We start from the raw sequence: 19,770 nt of genomic DNA, 5'->3' as shown, positions 1-19,770 counted from the left end.
ATATTTGCTATTGGAGGTAAATATGAAAAAAACAGCACTCGCGCTTGTTGCGACCATGTTGTTTAGCGGTGCGGCTTTAGCATCAGACGGTGAGCATGTTGGTGCTGCTGCGGGTGACAAAGCGGCTGCAACGGCAGCTGTCGGCACGGTATCTAACACAGCAGTGGGTATCGGTGCATTGGCTGCTGCTGGTGTTGTCGTGGTTGCGAGTAACTCAGACTCAAGCACGACAACAACGGTAACGACCGCTAAGTAACCTTTCAAATCAAGGCAACCTCTCAGGTTGCCTTGCTCATTTTCAGCGGATTTAAGTTTCAATGATGCGTTTTATCTATCCGACACTTGTGACAACAAGTGTACTTCTTAGTGGCTGCACGCAAAACATGCGTGATCTGTCAGATTCTTTTGAGCTGGCCATGTTTGGCGTTGGGGACCATTCCATTACCTCCGAGATGGTGAACCAATCGCCGTATGCCAGTATCTACGCACGCCAAGGTGATGAAAGTCCGTTGGCATTATTGGTATTAGCGTGGGCGGAACCTGGGCTTCCAGAGCAGGCTCAAGCATTGAAGTGGCTTTCAGCCAGTGAAGAAATGTTGGTTACTCAAGCAGGGCGAATCACAAAAACCGTTAACTTGCCAAACAGCAATCTGATCTCCGTTCAGGCGACGTCTCCTGATCCACTTAAGCTGGGTTTGCACCTGGCGAGCACGCCGAAAGTGTGGACGTATACGTTAAGCTGGCAACCTGGGTACCATTTTGGCTACCAAGTTCAATCGCAGTTCAATGTGCATGGCATTCAGAATAAGATGCTACCGAATGGTGAACGCGCTTTATTGTACGTCACGGAAGAGGTTCGCATTGCTGCAATTGAACAGCATTGGCAAAATCAATACTGGTTAGATGCCAGCAACGGCAAAGTTGTGGCCTCGGTGCAAACACCTGCTCCGGGTATCACCCAGATAGCGCTGAGTGTCGCAAAGCCTTATGGGAGTCAGTCATGAAACGTAAATGGATAAAACACAGCTGGTTGCTGGGTTTGCTGGGCAGCACTTCCTTGTTCGCTCATGCCGAAGCCGTGAATACGCTTACTGCAAAATTTGAGCAGCAGCATCAAACCACGCTGACTTTCTCACAAGCACCTCGCGCGGATCTATTGGTCCAAGCTGCGCTGCAGCATTTACAGCTAAACATGGCTCAAATTGACTGGCACAATTCGGCGCTGTTTGACGTGCAAGCACCCTATGACTTACCGCAACACGTTTTTGTCATGATTGAACAACAAAGCCAATCAAATGATGCTGATCAGGCAACATGGCAGCAGCTATTGGCTAGTCTGAAAACGTATCAGTTTGCTCAACGGATTTTCACACCATTGGATCCCGATACCACGCGCTTATATCTAAAGGATAACCCAGTACTTGCTGGCGAGCTCCGCTTGCAGCTCAACCGACAGCCGTCAACTGTCACCATCCTTGGGGATGTTGCACATGCTGGCCCAGTGACATGGCAAGAGCGCCATAGTGCATTGGCGTATATTGGTGAAGACAATCTACGTCATGCTCATTCTAATGTTTGGGTTATTCAGCCGGATGGCCATGTAGAGCAACATGCCATTGCTTATTGGAATCAGCAATTTAAAGAAGTCGCGCCAGGGGCCATAATTTATGTGCCAATCAAAACTCGTGCAGTTAAGTCGTCAAATCCGACGTTAAACCAAGATCTCACCCTTGCCATTGTTGAACTTTTGAGAAATCGACTTCCTCTATGAATACACTACGACATAACCCGTCACGGCCAAAGCGTCACTGCTTGGCCGTGCTGATCGCTAGCAGCTTACTAAGCTCTTTCGTTTCGCATGCAGATGAATTCAGTCAGCCACAGCTCAAGCATTCTCAATCTGATTTCGGTGGCGTTGGGTTAATGCAAATGCCATCGGCGCGGATGATGGAAGAAGGCCAACTCGATTTTAGCGCCAGTTATACCGACGAATATCTTCACTACACTGCCGCCTTGCAGTTATTTTCTTGGCTGGAAACCACTATTCGTTATACGCAGGTTCAAGATGTGTTGTACAACAACAATGAAGACTTTAGTGGCGATACCAAATACACCGATAAATCCATCGATGCCAAGGTAAGGTTATGGCAAGAAAGCTACTGGTTACCACAAGTCTCGCTCGGTTTTCGCGATATCGGTGGCACTGGCTTATTTGACGGCGAATACCTCGTTGCCAGCAAACGGTACGGGCCATTAGATTTCACCCTTGGTATAGGCTGGGGATATTTAGCCAACCGTGGCAACTTATCCGGAGATAAGTCGAACTCGTATGACTGTGGTCGAGACAGTTCCTATGATGGTGGCGTGATTGAAGTCGGCCGTATGTTTACAGGGTGTAGCTCCGTATTTGGTGGGGTAGAGTATCAAACGCCGTTTGAGCCGCTGCGCCTTAAACTCGAATACGATGCCAATGATTATTTAAGTGACAGACCGGTACTGAAGGGCAAAGTGAGTATGCCTGTATCAACGCCTTGGAACGTCGGTGTTGTGTATGCATTGGCCGATTGGGCCGATCTGCGCCTGAGTTATGAGCGCGGTAATACCTTTACCGCAGGACTCACGCTGGGCACCAACATCGGTGAAATGGCACCGACATGGGTGGATACGCCAGCTCCAGCCTATAAACCGAAGACCTTGAGAACGGATCTGAGTGATGAAGAGTGGCGTAAGTTGAGCCAAGATCTTAATCAGATCGCAGGTTATGAAGAAAATGCCGTTTATTATCGCGATGGTGTGGTTTATATCGAAGGAGAACAAAGCAAATATCGTGACCGAAAAGAAGCAGAAAAACGTGCGGTGACCCTGCTTGCGAATAGTGGATTGAAAGCTAGCCAGTATCGGATTGTCGAGACAGCGCAGTTCCAAGCGTTAACGGAAATTCAAATTGACTCAGCCGCTTTTGCTAAAGTGGCCCAACATCAATACCCCGGTGCGTCAATCGAGGATGCGCGTAGTGTGCATGACCCTTTACCGCCGACTGGAGAGAAGCGTGTAGAGAGCCGCAGCGCATGGGATTACGGGGTGGCTCCGGTATTGCAGCAGTCTTTTGGCGGTGCGGAAGACTTCTATCTCTATGCCATCGGTGTTAGTGCTAATGCTAGCTACCGTCTAGGACGCCATTGGCTGGCTTCGGGAAGCCTCTATGCGAATATCACCGACAACTACGATAAGTTTAATTATACGGTGCCACCTGATGGTACTGATCTCAAACGTGTTCGCACCTTGAATCGTCAGTATTACGAAGATCCCGTACGTATCGACCATTTGCAACTGACGTACTTTGATGCGTTGGCTTCGGGTTGGTATACCCAAGCGTATGCCGGGTACTTGGAAACTATGTTTGCCGGGGCGGGGACTGAATTACTTTACCGCCCATTGGCATCAAACTGGGCGCTCGGGCTGGATGTGAATTACGTGAAACAGCGCGATCCGGACTCCATATTGGGCTTATATCAACAAGAACTGCATTACGATCCACAGACCGAACGTGATTATCGGGTTCAAACCGGAGCCGTGACTGGCCATGCGACGATGTATTGGCAGCCACAATTCTGGTCGATGCTAGATAATACCTTGTTAAAAGTCAGTGCAGGGCGTTATTTGACCGAAGATGTGGGCGTGACGATCGACTTTTCTAAACAATTTGATAGTGGCGTGATTGCTGGTGCCTTTGTTACCAAGACGGATCTGTCTGCAGAAGAGTTTGGTGAAGGAAGTTACTCGAAAGGCTTCTACATCTCGATTCCTATTGATTTATTGACTGTGAAACCGAGCACCAATCGAGTTGGTGTATCATGGTTGCCATTGCAACGTGATGGTGGTCAGATGCTTAATCGACGTTATAGCTTGTACGGGATGACAGATGCTCGCTCGGCTTGGTTTACTAGAGAAAGTTCTACTGATTAAACGGAAAAGAAAGGTCTGCAATTGCAGGCCTTTCTTTTATCCTTAACATTGATAAATTGTCCTTTCGCTGAATTATTGACCTCAGCTTCTTATTTCTATGACTTTGCATGTTGTAGAATGTGCCGCCATATCTTGAAGCCTTTATCAGTTCGCCTGAAAAAGAGATTCAAGCCTAGTTTCCGATAATGTCCCCTGTGAGGTTTTATGAACGCGTTGGTTGGTCGCCACTTTCTTTCTGGGCGAGCTATGTTCTTGCCCGTCTTATTGACTTTTATCTGTTTGTTTTCTTTGCCATCTTGGGCTGAAAAACAAGAGGAGCCTGAAATTCCGTTGACAGCCGAGCAACGAATTGAACAGGTAAACCAAGATCTGCGTGAATTGGTAGAGAGCCTTAACGCGGCAAAAGGTGTTGATAAAGATGCTATTCAGCTGCAGCTATTTCAAAAGAATGAAGAGCTAAGGGAAGAGATCGCAAAAGCGGTTGGTGCTGATGGGGTAACGAATACGTTGCTGGTTGAGCAGGTACGTTTGCAACAGAAATACAGTGAACATGCTCGTGTATACATTGAGCGAAAGTTGGAGAAACTGAGTACTGAACTCGATGATGCAAAAACGGAAGAAAAGCTGGTTATCCTCAACAAATTTCAAGAGTTGCAGCATTACCTAGGGCTTGCTTACACCTCAATGTGGCAAGATATAGAATGGTTAAACGATCTGGGTAAAGAGAGTAAGAAAACGGAAGAAATTTTTCGTGATCGTATGACGAAACGTTTGCGATTACTCTCGGCGTCGATTGAGTATTTTGGTCAGCAACAAGAACTACTCACGACTCAAATATTGAGTGCTCCAGAGTCAGAAAAACCAGGTTTGCAGTTAAACCAATTGATCCTGAAAAAGCGCCTTGATATTGCCACAGAGAGCTTAGGTGATTTGTTGTCAACGGCTGACGACATGGGGCTGACGACGGCTGAATACAAACGCTTAATCTTTGAGGTTACAGGCAGTGTCACTAGTGACCTACTGAATACGCATGTTATTTTTGCGATTCTTACAGACTGGTCTGATAAAGCGATCGCATGGTTTACTGACAATGCACCGCAACATGTTTTCAAATTGTTTATCTTTATTGCCATTTTACTTGTTGCTCGTGCGTTGGCTAATGTTGTACGCAGTGTGGTGAAAAAAACGGTTACCTCGAAAAACCTGAAGTTTTCTGTGCTGATGCAAGATTTCTTCATCTCGATGTCCGGCAAGATGGTGATGTGTCTGGGGATCTTGATTGGTCTGTCTCAAATCGGCCTGAACCTTGCGCCTATCTTAACTGGTTTCGGTATTGCCGGTGTGATTGTCGGTTTTGCATTGCAAGATACCTTATCTAACTTTGCAGCGGGCATGATGCTACTGATCTATCGCCCGTTTGATGTAGGTGATTTTGTTTACGCAGGTGGCGTTGATGGCAAGGTAAGCCATATGAGCCTTGTAAACACCACAATTCGCACGTTTGATAACCAAATCATTATTGTGCCAAACAGTAAAATTTGGGGGGATGTGATTAAGAACGTTACTCATGAACGCATTCGTCGTGTTGATATGGTATTTGGTATTGGTTACGGCGATGACTTATTGAAAGCAGAAAATGTGCTGCACGACATTGTGACGGCGCACCCAGCCGTTTTACGTTCACCAGAACCAATGATCAAAGTCCATACATTAAATACGTCGTCGGTGGATTTTATTGTTCGCCCTTGGGTAAAGACTGATGATTACTGGGACGTTTACTGGGATGTGACTAAAGAAGTAAAACTGCGCTTTGACCGTGAAGGCATTTCTATTCCATTCCCTCAACAAGATGTGCATCTGCATATGATTGAGAAAAACGAAGCGTAATGACTATAAATGAAGGCCAGCATTTGCTGGCCTCTTTTTATGGTGAAATTTGATTTCTGTTTAGCTGTTACTTTCAAGTAGATTTGTTGGTATTTCTGTTTGACAACGATTTTGGTCATAATCATTAATCATGCCACGCCGGCCTTTAAAATTTATACGTACAGTCATACCTTTATCTACATACCATTTTAGCTCCTCACATGCGATGCGGAAGCTAAGCTCCTTCGTTACGACAGGTTTCCAAAAGTAACCAATCTCAGCGACCATTTGATAAACAATGACACCGTTATCTGTAACGTTGAAGTTTTCGTAAGACATCAAATTGTTTTTGGCGATTTGGATGGTATCAGGGCTTGCTGAGGTTTGGATATCGGAAAGGTTAGTTGTTTGACAACCTGCAAGAAACAGTAATGAAAGTATAGAAAGTTGGCTTATTTTCATACGTCTACTCTTGTTTTACTGCTGCCCACGTTATTACATAGAGCGATAACGTGGACACAAGATTAATTCTCCAAGTATTTATCTTCCGCTAAGCAGCGGTTTTCATCGTAGTGATCAAAGCGACCTTTCGGGCCTTTGAAATGGATGCTAACGACCATGCCTTTTTCAACAAAGTAACGGAGGTTGTCACAGGACAACTGGCGGCCTTGCTTTTTGATCACGCTGGTGCGCCAAACATAACGATTTGGCAGCGTCTCAACTAAGGAAATTACACCATCATCACTGACGCTGAAGTTTTCATATTGAGCGAGGGCTTTGCGGGCCTCGGCGATGGTTGTTTCATCAGCCGAAGGGATAAGTTTAGTTTCTTGAGTTGATTGACAACCGGATAATGCCACTGCGGTAAGGGCGAGTAATAATTTTAGTTTCATTGTTAATTTACTGCTCGTTGTTAGTTTCATTATGTAAACTATCAACGAATGAATCAATTGCTAAGCTAAGAACTATTTTTATTTAGTATCTTTTGATCGGTTAGACATTTTTTGATCTTAGTTACAATTTTCTATCGCTATGACTTTCCACTTGCCTTTCTCATTGGGTACTGCACAATACCGCCTCTAGCTGTATTGATAAGGATGTTTTGGGTAAGCCATGCTGTTAATCATCGACAATTACGATTCATTTACTTACAACCTATACCAGTATTTTTGCGAGCTGGGCACTGAGGTTCGAGTTGTACGTAATGATGAGATCGATATTACAGGCATCGAGTCGTTAAACCCTTCTCACCTTGTTATCTCTCCCGGACCTTGTACCCCCAATGAGGCAGGGATTTCGCTTGCAGCAATACAACATTTTGCTGATAAGCTACCCATCTTAGGGGTTTGCTTAGGTCACCAAGCCATTGCACAAGTATTTGGTGGGGAAGTCGTGCGTGCACGTCAGGTTATGCATGGGAAGACCTCTCCGATCCGTCATAATGGTCGAAGTGTTTTTCGAGATTTGAATAACCCCTTAACCGTGACTCGCTATCATTCATTAGTCGTGAAAAATGATTCCCTACCAGATTGCTTTGAGCTCACTGCTTGGACAGAATTTGCTGATGGCAGTATGGATGAAATTATGGGTTATCAGCACAAGACTCTGCCGATTGATGCCGTTCAGTTTCACCCTGAGTCGATTAAAACAGAGCAGGGACACCAGCTTTTGGCGAACTTTTTACGTCGCTAGTGAGCTAATTAACCTGACATTGATCACTTTTTTTAACATTTCTATCAGCTGTTAACTCTGCATAATTCCATGCAAGTTTATTCTCGATTGCTTCTCCTCATTGCTATTGACCCCTTTTGATGACTCACTTCATCTCTGCTTATACTTGGCATAAGTAAATATTGCTTCATAAAAGCAGTAGCTTGGTGCATAAATAATCATAGGTGATGTATAGCGCACGGTTTCGTGACGTTTAAAAAGAATAAATCACTATTGAAAAGGTTAATTAAATGTAAATACAATGCCGCATTGGCGTAAATGCCAGACAAAATCATTTTGTTTGGTTTGCGTAACGTCAGTTATGCATGCGGTATCAAGAGGGAATGTGCAATGACAGTGGAAAATAAAGTAGAGCGCGGTTTATTCGATGAGGTGATGGTGCCTTGTTATAACCCAATGGAAATGATCCCGGTAAAAGGTGAAGGCTCACGAGTCTGGGATCAAGATGGCAATGAATACATCGACTTTGCTGGTGGTATTGCTGTGAGTTGCTTGGGGCACTGTCATCCTGCCATGGTGAGCGCATTAACAGAGCAAGGTAATAAGCTTTGGCATTTAAGTAATGTGATGACCAACGAGCCAGCATTGCGCCTTGCGAAAAAGCTAACGGAAATCAGCTTTGCAGAAAAAGTGTTTTTTGCCAACTCTGGTGCAGAGGCCAATGAAGCGGCATTGAAGTTAGCACGCCGTTATGCAGCTGATGTGCATGGTCCGGAAAAATCAGAAATTATCGCCTTTAAACAAGGATTCCATGGACGCACTTTCTTCACCGTGACGGTGGGGGGACAAGCTGCATATTCTGATGGCTTTGGCCCGAAACCAGGCGATGTGACCCACCTGCCTTACAACGATGTTGAAGCGCTCAAAGCGCATATCTCAGATCGAACCTGTGCAATTATGATGGAACCGCTACAAGGTGAAGGTGGCATTATTTCGCCAACCGCTGAGTTTGTTCAAGCCGTTCGTGAGTTGTGTGACAAGCACAATGCGCTCCTTATCTTTGATGAAGTGCAAACCGGTAATGGTCGTACTGGTGAGTTTTATGCCTATCAAGGCTTGGGGATCACGCCAGATATTTTAAGCACCGCTAAATCACTTGGCGGAGGCTTCCCAATTGGCGCAATGCTAACCACTGCAAAACTGGCAGAGCACCTTAAAGTTGGAACTCATGGTTCAACTTACGGTGGTAATCCATTGGCATGCGCGGTTGCAGAAGCGGTGGTGGATCTGGTCAGCCAGCCAGAAACCCTTGAAGGGGTGAAAGCACGTGAAGCGCTTTTCCGTGAAGGCTTGACTAAAATTAATGATAAATACCAGATCTTCAGCGAAGTTCGCGGGAAAGGTCTACTACTGGGGGCGGCATTGAATGAAGAATGGCAAGGCCGTGCCCGTGATGTCTTGGTGGCTGCTGGCCAGCAGGGACTCATGATACTGGTTGCGGGAGCAAACGTTGTACGTTTCACACCGTCACTGGTCATTTCACAACAAGAAATCGAGGAAGGATTAGCGAAACTGGATAAAGCTATCGCTTCACTCGTTTAAGACAGCATAGGGCCCGTCCCGGGCCCTTCTTAGCATCAGGAGGGAGTATCGATGCTGGTTGTTCGCCCTATCGCAATGTCGGATTACGAAGCACTGCACACATGTGCGGTCGAGTCGGGTCACGGGTTCACATCATTACCGGTTAATGAAGAATTGTTAACCAATCGTATTAAACATTCAGAGTACAGTTTTACCAAACCGGACGTTACCCAAGCGGGTGATGAAGGCTACCTTATGGTGGGCTTTGATAGCGAAACTGGTGAGGTTGCTGGCTGTACGGGTATTGAAGCTTCCATTGGTTGGGATGTACCGTTTTACTCATATCACATCAGTACTATTGTTCATTCATCACCCAAACTGGGTGTGAATAATGTGGTGAAGCTGCTGACCTTTGGTAATAACTACACCGGGTGCAGTGAAATTTGTACGCTGTTCTTACGCCCCACTTTTCGTGGTGGATTGAATGGACGTTTGATGTCGAAATGCCGTTTTTTGATGATGGCAGAGCACCCACATCGTTTCTCTGAAACCATTTTTGCAGAGATGCGTGGTGTCTCAGATGAAGAAGGCAACTCGCCATTCTGGCAATGGTTGCAAGAGCACTTTTTCTCCATCGATTTCACCATGGCTGATTATCTTACTGGGATTGGTAAAAAGGGCTTTATTGCGGATCTGATGCCGAAGCTGCCAATCTACATTAATTTGCTCAGCAAAGAAGCGCAGGCTGTGGTTGGCAAGGTGCATGAAAACACCAAACCGGCGTTAAGACTGCTGGAGAAAGAAGGTTTCACCTGCCGTAACTACGTCGATATTTTTGATGCAGGCCCGACAGTGGAGTGTGATTTGCGCAATATCGAGTCGGTGCGCCACTCGTTCCGAGCCAAAGTCTCGATTGCAGAGCATACCAGTTCGCAAGATTACCTGATGTGCAATACCTCATTTGAGCACTTCCGCGCTGCGGCTGCGAAAGCGGGATACGATCAGGCAACCGAAACCGCCATCTTATCACCAGAGGTCGCTCAAGCACTGCAAGTGCAAGAAGGTGATTACGTTCGTATGTTGGCTCAGTAAAAAGGAAACGGTTATGACACATTGGATTGCAGGCGAATGGGTCGCTGGGCAAGGTGAAGCGATGACATCGTTAGCACCCTACAACAATGAAGTGATTTGGCAAGGCGATAGTGCAACGCCTGCTCAAGTTGAAGCTGCGGTTAAGGCGGCTCGCGAGGCATTTCTTAGTTGGAAAAAACTGAGCTTTGAAGCGCGTGAAGCGGTCGTCGTGAAGTTCGCTGAGATTGTGAAGCTCCACGCAGAAGAGATTGCTGAAACTATTGCTAAAGAAACAGGAAAGCCGCTATGGGAAACGCGCACTGAAGCGGCGGCGATGGCGGGTAAAATCGCGATTTCTATCCGTGCCTATCACAGCCGTACTGGTGAAACCACACGTGAAGCGGCTGGCAATCAGATCGTCCTGCGTCATCGACCACTCGGTGTGATGGCGGTCTTTGGGCCTTACAATTTCCCCGGGCATTTGCCCAATGGACACATCGTTCCGGCCTTGCTCGCTGGGAACACTGTGGTGTTCAAACCGTCAGAACAAACCCCTCTGACGGGTGAACTTGCGATGAAGCTGTGGGAGAAAGCGGGCTTACCTGCGGGTGTGATCAATCTTGTCCAAGGGGCAAAAGAAACTGGCATTGCACTGGCGGATGCCAAGGGCATCGATGGTGTGCTGTTTACGGGGAGTGCGAACACTGGCCATGTACTGCACCGTCAATTTGCTGGTCAGCCTGAGAAAATGCTGGCTCTTGAAATGGGGGGTAACAACCCGATGGTTATTTCAGAGCAGTATGGCGAGTTAGACGCGACGGTATATACCATTATTCAATCGGCATTTATCAGTGCGGGTCAGCGCTGCACCTGTGCTCGTCGTTTGTATGTGCCAGTGGGAGAAAAGGGTGATCGCTTAGTAAGCCGCTTAGTGGAAGCGACTCAGCAGATCCGCGTTGATGAACCATTCGCGCAACCAGCACCATTTATGGGGCCTCAAATTTCCAAAACGGCGGCGCAGTTTATTCTTCAGGCACAAGCGAACTTGCAACAGCTTGGTGGGTTGAGTTTACTCGAAGCTAAAGGTGGCGAGGCTGCTTTTGTCACTCCGGGCATTATTGATGTCACGGCTATCGAGGAGCTACCGGATGAAGAGTATTTTGGGCCACTCTTGCAGGTCGTACGATATCAGGGACTTGAACAGGCTGTTGCGCTGGCCAATGACACCCGTTTTGGTTTGTCGGCAGGTTTAGTTTCTACTGATGACGGTGAATGGGACTACTTTGTTGACCACATCCGCGCTGGCATCGTTAATCGTAACCGACAACTGACCGGTGCAAGTGGTGATGCGCCGTTTGGTGGACCGGGAGCCTCGGGCAACTTAAGGCCAAGTGCTTATTACGCCGCGGACTATTGTGCTTATCCAATGGCATCGATGGAAGGTGAAACAACGCTACTTCCTGAAACACTCAGTCCCGGGATCACGTTATAAAAAATGGGCTGCTTGCAGCCCATCTCCTTTTGCGCAGTTAAGTGGTCGCTGCAAAAGGGATCACAACAAAAAATAACTCTAATATCTACGTCACAGGTTGAAGGCTATCTCAATCTATTTGGGTAGTCGATTATTTCCAATAACCGAAAACACCTTAACAAGGAGGCGTTATGACGCCAGATACATTGTTCCAGTTGTTATGGAATGACTATATTCATCGCTTGTGTCCCTCTGCTGAAAAAGTTCATTACCTATTGGAAGAGGGTGAACCTCTGATTAATGACCACATTGCGCTGCGCACGTTTAATGTTTCCCCGTTAGGGATTGATACCTTAGCTAAACCATTTTTAGAGTTAGGCTATCAACCTAAAGGGGAATACCAGTTTGAGGCAAAAAAATTAGCTGCGAAACATTTTGAACACCCTGACCCAAAGCAACCTAAAGTGTTTATTAGTGAACTGAAAGTGGAAGAGTGCTCATTAGAGATGCAGCAGATCATCCATAAGCTGGTAGCGCAAGTAGATGCAACGAAACTCAATGATCCAGCGTTCCTCTATAGCGGACGTCTATGGAATTTGAGCCACAGTGATTTTGAGTTGCTGGCAAAAGAGAGCGAGTATGCTTCTTGGCTAGCCGCACATGGTTATGGCGCAAACCACTTTACGGTCAGCGTGAATCAACTCAATGCGATGGAAGAAGTTAAACAGGTGAATGATCATTTGCGTAAAGCTGGCTTCTCAATCAATGAGTTTGGTGGTGAAGTCAAAGGATCTCCGGACGTTCTGTTGGAACAATCCTCTACCATGGCTGATCGTGTTTTGGTGGAGTTTTCTGAAGGGCCAGAGATGATCCCAGGCGGATTTTATGAATTCGCTAAGCGCTATCCTATGGATTCTGGGGAGCTGTATCCTGGATTTGTTGCGGCGTCAGCAGACAAAATCTTTGAAAGTACCAACCAGTAAGTTGCCGTTTAAAGCAAAAAAGCCGCATTATGCGGCTTTTTTATTAGGGGAGGCGTGTCCAATCAACGCTGTGTGCAGGGTGCTGGCCTTTGGTTTTCCAGTTTGCCTGATAAATAACATCATCCATACTGACCTGATCGCCCGCTAAGTAATACAGATTGGCATTGTAAGGGGTTGGGATGTCGCTGAGCATGCGCCAGTTGTCCAGTGTCGATTCGCCCGGAGCCGCGGTCGCACTGTAGTGCTCAGCTTGATAAATGTTTCCCTGATAAGCCACTTGCTCTCCTGCTTGATATGTTTTGGCTTGCCACTGTGGCACATCCGAGAAATTTAAGAATGCAAATGTGTCAGGTTGGTGAAAGCCAAAAGAACCAACAGGACTCCAAGAGAGCCAAGCATAAGCTTCCCAGTCAGGGGCATAGCTTTTGTAATTGGCTCTAAATAAATTAAAGCGCCATTGCTTGTGCTGATACTCTTCATTACCAAGATAGTTGAGAGACTTTAGTGGGATTTTAACTTCGACGCGGTAGCCTTCATCGATATCACTGTCATCATTCACTGTGCCTTGCACAGTAACAGCATGCTCCAATCCTTCAATGTTCCATGCTAAATCGTCAGACCAAGGTGACGGTTGGTGGATCACCACGTCATAAGCCGTATTGAGTGAGATGCCCAGTTCATAATAGTTTTTCCCATCACCATCGGGGTCCAAAAATACTTCAACCGTATCATCGTTCTGGTAGGTCGGATCATCGTGGTTTTGGTAGCTGGCAGAAAGGTGGCGGTCTTGCGCCCAATACGCGATATACAAATTGTCTGCATCATAGGTGACTTTGGCCCATGTATCAGAAAGCGCGATGTATTGCCCATTATTATGCAAAACAAACAACGAAGTGGCTTTTGCATTGTGCCAACTCGCATCGTCCAACACGCCATCAATGGCGGGAGGGGTATCAGTTTGTAGCGCATTATAGGTGTAGGGCGTGTTGGCCATGGCACTGGTCGCAAGGCCACTTGCGATGAGAATAGACGAGATGTTTAATCGCTTCATAGAACTTCCTTTTCATATTGTCCGTGCTACAAATTAACACCGAATGACATACTTAATATGAGGAGTTGTATGATGAGTAAAAAAGTTCAGTCTCTATTCACAGCTTCCACCGAGATGAAACTTTACCTTTAGGTGAATGTTTGAGCCCTGCCACAGGGTAAAGCAATAAAAAACCCGGCAAGAAGCCGGGTTTTTGAGAACGTTTCAAGCGTTTGCTTAACGAGTACCGTAGACCACGATAGTTTTACCGTGTGCAGAAATTAGGTTCTGCTCTTCAAGCATTTTCAGGATACGACCCACTGTTTCACGAGAACAACCAACGATTTGGCCAATCTCTTGACGAGTGATCTTGATTTGCATGCCGTCTGGGTGTGTCATCGCATCTGGTTGCTTCGCTAGGTTTAGTAGCGTTTGTGCAATACGGCCAGTTACGTCTAGGAACGCTAGGTCACCCACTTTCTGGCTAGTCACTTGTAGGCGACGAGCCATTTGAGCAGACAGGCGCATTAGAATGTCTGGGTTTACTTGGATAAGCTGACGGAATTTCTTGAATGAGATTTCTGCAACTTCACAAGGAGATTTTGCACGAACCCAAGCAGTACGCTCTTGGTCTTCTTCGAACAGACCAAGCTCACCGATAAAGTCACCTTGGTTTAGGTAAGAAAGGATCATTTCCTTACCTTCTTCATCCTTGATTAGTACCGCTACAGAACCTTTGACGATGTAGTACAAGGTTTCCGCTTTCTCGCCCGCGTGGATCAGCGTGCTCTTAGAAGGGTACTTGTGAATATGACAATGTGAAAGAAACCACTCTAGTGTTGGGTCGGTTTGAGGTTTACCTAGAACCATAATATCTCACTTCCTCTGCAGGGTACGCTTGTCGCTTTCCATGTTTTAGCGAAGCCTTGAATCAGGCTTACTAGGATAAGAGCACTTCACCAGTGCTGCAAGCTATCTTGTGTTTCGGCTACAAATAGTATCCTTTTTCGAAAACGATTTCTTGATTTTAATCGTGTCGAAGCTCGGATAATTTACGCAAAAATGTGCACATGATCACGGTATGAAAAGTAATCGCAATCGACTAGCACTTTTTATCCAATTTTTCCTGTTTCGATTAACTGTTGTAGTATCGGCCTTACTATGAGCTCCATTGCAAAGCTCATCTTGCCACCAGGTACAACGATGGTGTTGTGTCGAGACATAAACGATCCATCAATCATGGCGAGTAGGTAAGGGTAGTCAACATTTTTAATGCCACGCAAACGAATCACAACGAAACTTTCATCCAAGCTTGGTATGCCTTTTGCGTTCAAAGGGTTGGATGTATCGACCGTTGGGACGCGTTGAAAGTTAATGTGTGTTCGGGAAAATTGCGGGGTAATGTAATTCAGGTAGTCGTCCATCGAGCGGACAATGGAGTCCATCACGGCTTCACGTGAGTGTCCGCGATCGCGCGTATCGCGGACAAATTTTTGGATCCACTCTAAGTTTACAATCGGGACCATGCCAATCAAAAGGTCAACATGTTGTGCCACGTTGACGTCACCATCTACGACTCCACCATGTAAACCTTCGTAAAACAAAACATCACTGCCTTCAGGCAGATCTTGCCAAGGTGTGAATGTTCCGGGCATCTGGTTATAAGGGACGGCTTCATCAAACGTATGTAGGTAACGGCGTACTTGGCCAGCACCTTCATGGCCATATTTACGGAAGAATTCGGCGAGGGCGGGAAAGTCGTTGGCCTGAGGACCAAAATAACTGATGTGACGGCCTTGCTCACGAGCTTTACGAATTTCGACGTCCATTTCAGGACGAGTGAAACGGTGAAAGCTATCACCTTCTACCCATGCAGCTTTAATGTCCATCATATTGAACATCTTACGAAAAGCTTCCGAAGTTGTGGTGGTTCCTGCACCGGATGAGCCTGTTACAGCGATAATCGGATGTTTTGCTGACATGACAACCCTTGTCGTTAACTAACTTACCTGTTGGATTTCATCGTACACTCAGGACGATGAATCGTTTGCCACTATAGCATGGATTATAGCGCTGTCATCGTCTGCTGTACGGTATCATTAAAACTTTTGGCGTAATTGAATATCCACCGTTTCGTGTAATTCAGAGAAAACAACGACGGCTTCACCCGTTTTGAGCTGGGCCTTAACTTGGTCAATTTTGTCTTGAAGAGAAACCTCTTCTGTGCCGTAGTCAGTCCCTTCACGAAGGACAAATTCTTTGATCAGGTTGTCCAGCGCATCTTCAGAGATTTGTTGCCAAGGAACAATCATAAATACCTCACTCGTTTATGATCTTCGTGTTGAAGGCGTCATTATGCCGTTTTCAGGCTTTCATAGTAAGCGGGGAGCATCTCTTCAAGCCAAAATCTCGGTTTAAGCACCGAGCCGCTGACAAACCCGACATGGCCGCCTTGGTCATACAATTGATAATCGATGTTTTCTGGCAGGACAAACTTGGGTATGACGGCATCGGTCATAAATGGGTCGTCCTTGGCATGAATGATTTGGGTTGGTAAGCGGATTTCTTTTAGGCGATGGATACCAGAGCAGCGTTGATAGTAGTCATCGGCATCTTTAAAACCGTGTAGTGGTGCGGTGATCAAATCATCAAAGTCATACAGACGAGTGACCCGATGGATATGTTGATAGGAGATACCCAATTCACCTTTGAGCAAATGGTGTTTGCGTAGCGCATTGCGCTTTAATGAGCCGAGTAAGTAGCGTCGATATACTTTGGAAAAGCCTTGTTCGATGCGAGTAGAACAGGCGGATAGATCTAAGGGTGCTGAAACGATGGTAGCAGCATTAAGTAATGGTTCGTCGGCATATGTGGCAAGGTAATTCGCCAACATATTTCCGCCGAGAGAAATGCCCACTGCGACTTTAGGATTGTCAGGGAACTGTTGTTGAACATGCTGTAGAAATTGGCGTGCGTCTTCCGTTTCTCCAGAATGGTAAGCACGTGCTCGTTTGTTCGGTTTGCCGCTGCAACCGCGAAAGTGCATCATGACCGCGAGCCAACCTTGCTTCGAAAACGCGTCCATTAATCCATTGGCATAAGGGCTATAAAAGCAACCTTCCAGCCCATGAAATAAGATAAATAGAGGCTTCTTGCTGACTGACGGCGTACGCCAATCTTCACTCCACGCGAGATCCAAAAAATCACCATCCGGCGTATCGAGTGTTTGCCATACAGGCTCAAACAGGGCTTTCTTGCGAATAAACCTTGGAGCCAGAGTCTGTAGGTGAGGGTTGGTTAACCCTGTAGCAGCGGTGAAGTGAGTCATGGGTTTGTATGCCTAGTGTTGATGAGGTTCGGCAGGTTTAGCAAAAATAGTGGCGAGGTGTTCGCCTCCGAGCTGACGGCAATATTTTAAGGTTAATGCGTCCCCTTGATTATTCTTTAATGCTAGGTGGTTGACGCAATCAACCAAGTCCGCTTGTTGCTGCTTTTCCAGTTGAAGCTCAAATTGCAATGCCTCACGATACAAGGTATCCGGCAACTGGAGTTTGAGTTTGCGTCTTAGCTCACGATAGCTGTGTAATAGTGTTTCCGAGCGCCCTAAACACGCTTCAACTAAATGCCAGTCTTGCTCATTGAAGCTCACCGCTTGTTCATCAAGCCATTTGAGCAACAGCAACAGATTGACGTTCCCACCATAGTTATTTTGCAAGCTCAAGCACGCTTCTTTAACTTCTCGCATGCTGTAATACTGCAAGCTAAATTGCCATAAACGTTCCAGTGTTAGTGATATACGTACCTGCTCTTGACTCATTAGCATTGAACTCCCACAGCTTTGGCTCACGTTATTTCTGGGCCGCTATCCGTTGTAGATGATTAGGATAGATAAAGTCCAGTTTAGCGTTGTTCGGCCTATCTTACAGCGAATTGCTTGAAAAGTGTGCAATATGACTGGTTGGTATTATGTAAAAGAATGTAGCTAGTTTCCTACATGACAATGTCAGCCCAGTGCGAATTGCTGTTGGGAGAAAGCAAAAGAGCCACGAATGTGGCTCTTTGTCGTTAGGCTTGGTTGAAGTCTTGTTCCATCTGCTCAAGCTCTTCTTGCAATGACATCCATTCCATCTCGACTTCTTCTAACTCGCCTTTGCTGTCAGCCTGCAGAGTAAGAACCTGATTCAGTTTGGCTTTGTTTTCGGCTTCGTACAGGCTGTTATCTGCTAATTGCGTTTCTGCTTCAGCAAGCGCAGCGCCTAATTTGTCCATCTTTTCTTCAAGTTTGGTGAGCGTTTTACGCAGTGGGGCCGTTTGTTTACGGAACTCGGCTTCACGGCGTTTCTGCTCTTTCTTCGCTGCTGCACTGTTGGTGCTGCTTTTCTCTGGTTGTGATGCTTGCGCTTCACGACGTTGTTCTTTTTGCTGATCCGTTAGCCACTTATAGTAGTCATTCAAGTCACCATCAAAAGGTGCAACTTGGCGATCATGGACTAAATATAAGTCATCGGTGGTTGCGCGAAGTAAATAACGGTCGTGCGAGACGATCACCATTGCCCCTTCAAAGGTCTGCAGTGCCAGCGTTAACGCTTGACGCATATCCAAATCAAGGTGGTTGGTCGGCTCATCGAGTAGCAATAGGTTTGGTTTCTGCCAGACGATCAAAGCTAAAACTAAACGCGCTTTTTCACCACCGGAGAAAGGGGCAACCTTTTCTAACGCTTTGTCGCCTTGAAAGCCAAAGCTACCGAGATAGTTACGCAGTTCTAATTCTGTCTTTTGTGGTGCGATTTGCATCATGTGCTGCAATGGTGTTTCTTCTGGATGCAATGTTTCCAATTGATGCTGGGCGAAATAGCCAATTTTCACACCTTGAGAATAGGTGAGTTCGCCACCCTGAGTATTGAGCTCTCCTGACAGCAATTTAATCAGAGTCGATTTACCGGCACCATTGCGACCAAGTAGGCCAATTCGGCTGCCTGGAACGAGGTTAAGGCGGATTTTTTCCAAAATCAGGTTGTCACCGTACCCGGCGGAGACATCATCCATCATAATGATTGGGTTTGGCAGCGCATCCGGATCGCGGAACTGGAAACTAAATGGGTTATCAAACTGCGCAGGCAGTACTTTCTCCATGCGCTCCAAAGCTTTAATTCGGCTCTGCGCTTGGCGGGCTTTGGAGGCTTTATAACGGAAGCGATCGATGTAGGACTGCATGTGCGACATCTGCTTTTGTTGCTTTTCAAACATCGCTTGTTGCAACACCAGTTTTTGCGCTCGTTGCTCTTCAAATGACGAGTAGTTGCCGGTGTACTCGTTGAGGCTTTGATTTTCGATGTGGATGATGCGACCTACGATAGGGTCAAGAAAATCGCGGTCGTGTGAGATAAGAACCAGCGTCCCTGGGTAATTCTGTAGCCAGCGTTCTAACCACATGACTGCATCCAAATCCAAGTGGTTGGTTGGCTCATCGAGCAAAAGTAAATCAGAGCGACACAGTAGTGCTTGAGCAAGGTTGAGGCGCATACGCCACCCCCCCGAAAACTGGGTCAGACTCCAGCTCATCTGCGCTTGACTAAAACCCAGACCATCAAGTAACTCAGCGGCACGCGCTCGGATGCTGTAACCGCCAATGGTTTCGATTTGGCCGTGGATTTCGGCTACTAAAGTGCCGTTATCTGCTTGCTCTGCTTGTGCCAGTTTCTGTTCGAGAGAACGGTATTCACGATCCCCGTCGATCACATATTCCAGTGCACTGCGCTCAAGGGCAGGCGTCTCCTGAGCAACCCAAGCCATCTCCCAATGCGCAGGTTTGCTAAAATTACCAGCATCGACAGACAATTCGTCTTTGATCAGAGCAAACAGGGTTGATTTACCGCAGCCATTTTTACCCACCAGACCAATCTTGTCTCCGGGATGGATAGTTGCAGAAGTTTGATCCAACAATGGCTTGCCGCCACGTAGGAGCTGAATGTCTGAAAAGGTAATCATAGTCTGTCGCTTTGTCTGTAATCGTGTCGCGGTGAATAGTAGGGGGATTAGGATAAAAAGTCGATCATTGCGTTATGCGCGCCAACCACGTATAACGATCTGATAACGAAAAGATTGCATAATGTTACAAAGGAATGCTGCCC

At 46.5% G+C, this 19,770-nt stretch carries 19 protein-coding genes; 10 read left to right on the top strand and 9 right to left on the bottom strand.

Annotated features, from left to right (window positions below):
- Positions 1-22: 22 nt before the first annotated feature.
- The 5 genes from ACQEXU_RS12245 (at position 23) to ACQEXU_RS12225 (ending at position 5,853) form a co-directional block, all read left to right on the top strand.
- Positions 23-256, top strand: a complete 234-nt coding sequence (locus ACQEXU_RS12245) for a hypothetical protein (protein WP_367987964.1) — start codon at positions 23-25, stop codon at positions 254-256.
- Positions 257-317: 61 nt separating this feature from the next.
- On the top strand, positions 318-1,004 hold the full coding sequence (locus ACQEXU_RS12240; RefSeq protein ID WP_427011017.1) for a YjbF family lipoprotein: 687 nt from the start codon (positions 318-320) through the stop codon (positions 1,002-1,004).
- Complete coding sequence (locus ACQEXU_RS12235; protein WP_427011016.1) at positions 1,001-1,771, top strand: capsule biosynthesis GfcC family protein; 771 nt, start codon at positions 1,001-1,003, stop codon at positions 1,769-1,771. The genes ACQEXU_RS12240 and ACQEXU_RS12235 overlap by 4 nt, the downstream gene beginning before the upstream one ends.
- Positions 1,768-3,966: a YjbH domain-containing protein gene (locus ACQEXU_RS12230; RefSeq protein ID WP_427011015.1), complete on the top strand. Its 2,199-nt coding sequence runs from the start codon at positions 1,768-1,770 to the stop codon at positions 3,964-3,966. Before ACQEXU_RS12235 ends, ACQEXU_RS12230 begins: the two co-directional genes overlap by 4 nt.
- Before the next feature lie 204 nt (positions 3,967-4,170).
- Positions 4,171-5,853 (top strand): mechanosensitive ion channel family protein, encoded by a 1,683-nt coding sequence (locus ACQEXU_RS12225; protein ID WP_427011014.1) that lies wholly within the window; start codon positions 4,171-4,173, stop codon positions 5,851-5,853.
- A gap of 60 nt (positions 5,854-5,913) precedes the next feature.
- Here the strand turns inward: ACQEXU_RS12225 and ACQEXU_RS12220 are convergent, their stop codons facing one another.
- Together ACQEXU_RS12220 and ACQEXU_RS12215 are read right to left on the bottom strand one after the other, a co-directional pair.
- Positions 5,914-6,294 (bottom strand): hypothetical protein, encoded by a 381-nt coding sequence (locus ACQEXU_RS12220; RefSeq protein WP_367987968.1) that lies wholly within the window; start codon positions 6,292-6,294, stop codon positions 5,914-5,916.
- A 62-nt stretch (positions 6,295-6,356) separates the two neighbouring features.
- Positions 6,357-6,725 carry a hypothetical protein gene (locus tag ACQEXU_RS12215; protein WP_427011013.1) on the bottom strand — a complete coding sequence of 123 codons (369 nt, stop codon included), beginning with the start codon at positions 6,723-6,725 and terminating at the stop codon, positions 6,357-6,359.
- Positions 6,726-6,945: 220 nt separating this feature from the next.
- Here ACQEXU_RS12215 and ACQEXU_RS12210 point away from each other — a divergent pair, with 220 nt between their 5' ends.
- The 5 genes from ACQEXU_RS12210 (at position 6,946) to ACQEXU_RS12190 (ending at position 12,609) form a co-directional block, all read left to right on the top strand.
- Entirely contained in the window at positions 6,946-7,524 is a 579-nt protein-coding gene (locus ACQEXU_RS12210; RefSeq protein ID WP_427011012.1) for an aminodeoxychorismate/anthranilate synthase component II, read from the top strand.
- Positions 7,525-7,893: 369 nt separating this feature from the next.
- On the top strand, positions 7,894-9,105 hold the full coding sequence (locus ACQEXU_RS12205) for an aspartate aminotransferase family protein (protein WP_427011011.1): 1,212 nt from the start codon (positions 7,894-7,896) through the stop codon (positions 9,103-9,105).
- Positions 9,106-9,156: 51 nt separating this feature from the next.
- A complete protein-coding gene (gene astA, locus ACQEXU_RS12200; protein WP_427011010.1) occupies positions 9,157-10,176 on the top strand; it encodes an arginine N-succinyltransferase in 1,020 nt (339 codons plus the stop codon).
- A 13-nt stretch (positions 10,177-10,189) separates the two neighbouring features.
- A complete protein-coding gene (astD, locus tag ACQEXU_RS12195; RefSeq protein WP_427011009.1) occupies positions 10,190-11,647 on the top strand; it encodes a succinylglutamate-semialdehyde dehydrogenase in 1,458 nt (485 codons plus the stop codon).
- A gap of 170 nt (positions 11,648-11,817) precedes the next feature.
- Positions 11,818-12,609, top strand: a complete 792-nt coding sequence (locus tag ACQEXU_RS12190; protein WP_427011008.1) for a DUF1338 domain-containing protein — start codon at positions 11,818-11,820, stop codon at positions 12,607-12,609.
- Positions 12,610-12,652: 43 nt separating this feature from the next.
- Here ACQEXU_RS12190 and ACQEXU_RS12185 read toward each other — a convergent pair whose 3' ends face one another.
- From ACQEXU_RS12185 to ACQEXU_RS12155, 7 genes are all read right to left on the bottom strand, one after another.
- Complete coding sequence (locus ACQEXU_RS12185; RefSeq protein ID WP_427011007.1) at positions 12,653-13,660, bottom strand: sugar-binding protein; 1,008 nt, start codon at positions 13,658-13,660, stop codon at positions 12,653-12,655.
- 216 nt (positions 13,661-13,876) lie between these two features.
- Positions 13,877-14,509 (bottom strand): cAMP-activated global transcriptional regulator CRP, encoded by a 633-nt coding sequence (crp, locus tag ACQEXU_RS12180; RefSeq protein WP_005381432.1) that lies wholly within the window; start codon positions 14,507-14,509, stop codon positions 13,877-13,879.
- 242 nt (positions 14,510-14,751) lie between these two features.
- Positions 14,752-15,621: a phosphoribulokinase gene (locus ACQEXU_RS12175; protein WP_367987976.1), complete on the bottom strand. Its 870-nt coding sequence runs from the start codon at positions 15,619-15,621 to the stop codon at positions 14,752-14,754.
- A gap of 117 nt (positions 15,622-15,738) precedes the next feature.
- Positions 15,739-15,951, bottom strand: coding sequence for a YheU family protein (locus ACQEXU_RS12170; RefSeq protein ID WP_367987977.1), 213 nt, complete (start codon positions 15,949-15,951; stop codon positions 15,739-15,741).
- A 41-nt stretch (positions 15,952-15,992) separates the two neighbouring features.
- The gene (locus ACQEXU_RS12165) at positions 15,993-16,967 is read right to left on the bottom strand and encodes a hydrolase (RefSeq protein WP_427011006.1); all 975 of its coding nucleotides are present in this window, start codon (positions 16,965-16,967) and stop codon (positions 15,993-15,995) included.
- Positions 16,968-16,979: 12 nt separating this feature from the next.
- Positions 16,980-17,456, bottom strand: a complete 477-nt coding sequence (locus ACQEXU_RS12160; RefSeq protein WP_427011005.1) for a TIGR02444 family protein — start codon at positions 17,454-17,456, stop codon at positions 16,980-16,982.
- Between the two features lie 248 nt (positions 17,457-17,704).
- Complete coding sequence (locus ACQEXU_RS12155) at positions 17,705-19,627, bottom strand: ABC transporter ATP-binding protein (protein WP_427011004.1); 1,923 nt, start codon at positions 19,625-19,627, stop codon at positions 17,705-17,707.
- Between the last annotated feature and the right edge of the window lie 143 nt (positions 19,628-19,770).

Origin of the sequence: Vibrio sp. TRT 21S02 (assembly GCF_050113675.1) — a bacterium.
Lineage (GTDB): Bacteria > Pseudomonadota > Gammaproteobacteria > Enterobacterales > Vibrionaceae > Vibrio.
The sequence above is the reverse complement of the archived record's forward strand: the minus strand, read 5'-3'. Positions and strand labels throughout refer to the sequence as shown.

Bases quoted from the DNA above. Each gene is read 5' to 3' on its own strand.
- ACQEXU_RS12155 (WP_427011004.1), bottom strand. From the start codon at position 19,627: ATGATTACCTTTTCAGACATTCAGCTCCTACGTGGCGGCAAGCCATTG.
- ACQEXU_RS12175 (WP_367987976.1), bottom strand. From the start codon at position 15,621: ATGTCAGCAAAACATCCGATTATCGCTGTAACAGGCTCATCCGGTGCA.
- ACQEXU_RS12245 (WP_367987964.1), top strand. From the start codon at position 23: ATGAAAAAAACAGCACTCGCGCTTGTTGCGACCATGTTGTTTAGCGGT.
- ACQEXU_RS12240 (WP_427011017.1), top strand. From the start codon at position 318: ATGATGCGTTTTATCTATCCGACACTTGTGACAACAAGTGTACTTCTT.
- ACQEXU_RS12205 (WP_427011011.1), top strand. From the start codon at position 7,894: ATGACAGTGGAAAATAAAGTAGAGCGCGGTTTATTCGATGAGGTGATG.
- ACQEXU_RS12190 (WP_427011008.1), top strand. From the start codon at position 11,818: ATGACGCCAGATACATTGTTCCAGTTGTTATGGAATGACTATATTCAT.
- crp (WP_005381432.1), bottom strand. From the start codon at position 14,509: ATGGTTCTAGGTAAACCTCAAACCGACCCAACACTAGAGTGGTTTCTT.
- ACQEXU_RS12220 (WP_367987968.1), bottom strand. From the start codon at position 6,294: ATGAAAATAAGCCAACTTTCTATACTTTCATTACTGTTTCTTGCAGGT.
- ACQEXU_RS12170 (WP_367987977.1), bottom strand. From the start codon at position 15,951: ATGATTGTTCCTTGGCAACAAATCTCTGAAGATGCGCTGGACAACCTG.
- ACQEXU_RS12185 (WP_427011007.1), bottom strand. From the start codon at position 13,660: ATGAAGCGATTAAACATCTCGTCTATTCTCATCGCAAGTGGCCTTGCG.
- ACQEXU_RS12210 (WP_427011012.1), top strand. From the start codon at position 6,946: ATGCTGTTAATCATCGACAATTACGATTCATTTACTTACAACCTATAC.
- ACQEXU_RS12160 (WP_427011005.1), bottom strand. From the start codon at position 17,456: ATGAGTCAAGAGCAGGTACGTATATCACTAACACTGGAACGTTTATGG.
- ACQEXU_RS12165 (WP_427011006.1), bottom strand. From the start codon at position 16,967: ATGACTCACTTCACCGCTGCTACAGGGTTAACCAACCCTCACCTACAG.
- ACQEXU_RS12235 (WP_427011016.1), top strand. From the start codon at position 1,001: ATGAAACGTAAATGGATAAAACACAGCTGGTTGCTGGGTTTGCTGGGC.
- astD (WP_427011009.1), top strand. From the start codon at position 10,190: ATGACACATTGGATTGCAGGCGAATGGGTCGCTGGGCAAGGTGAAGCG.
- ACQEXU_RS12215 (WP_427011013.1), bottom strand. From the start codon at position 6,725: ATGAAACTAAAATTATTACTCGCCCTTACCGCAGTGGCATTATCCGGT.
- ACQEXU_RS12230 (WP_427011015.1), top strand. From the start codon at position 1,768: ATGAATACACTACGACATAACCCGTCACGGCCAAAGCGTCACTGCTTG.
- ACQEXU_RS12225 (WP_427011014.1), top strand. From the start codon at position 4,171: ATGAACGCGTTGGTTGGTCGCCACTTTCTTTCTGGGCGAGCTATGTTC.
- astA (WP_427011010.1), top strand. From the start codon at position 9,157: ATGCTGGTTGTTCGCCCTATCGCAATGTCGGATTACGAAGCACTGCAC.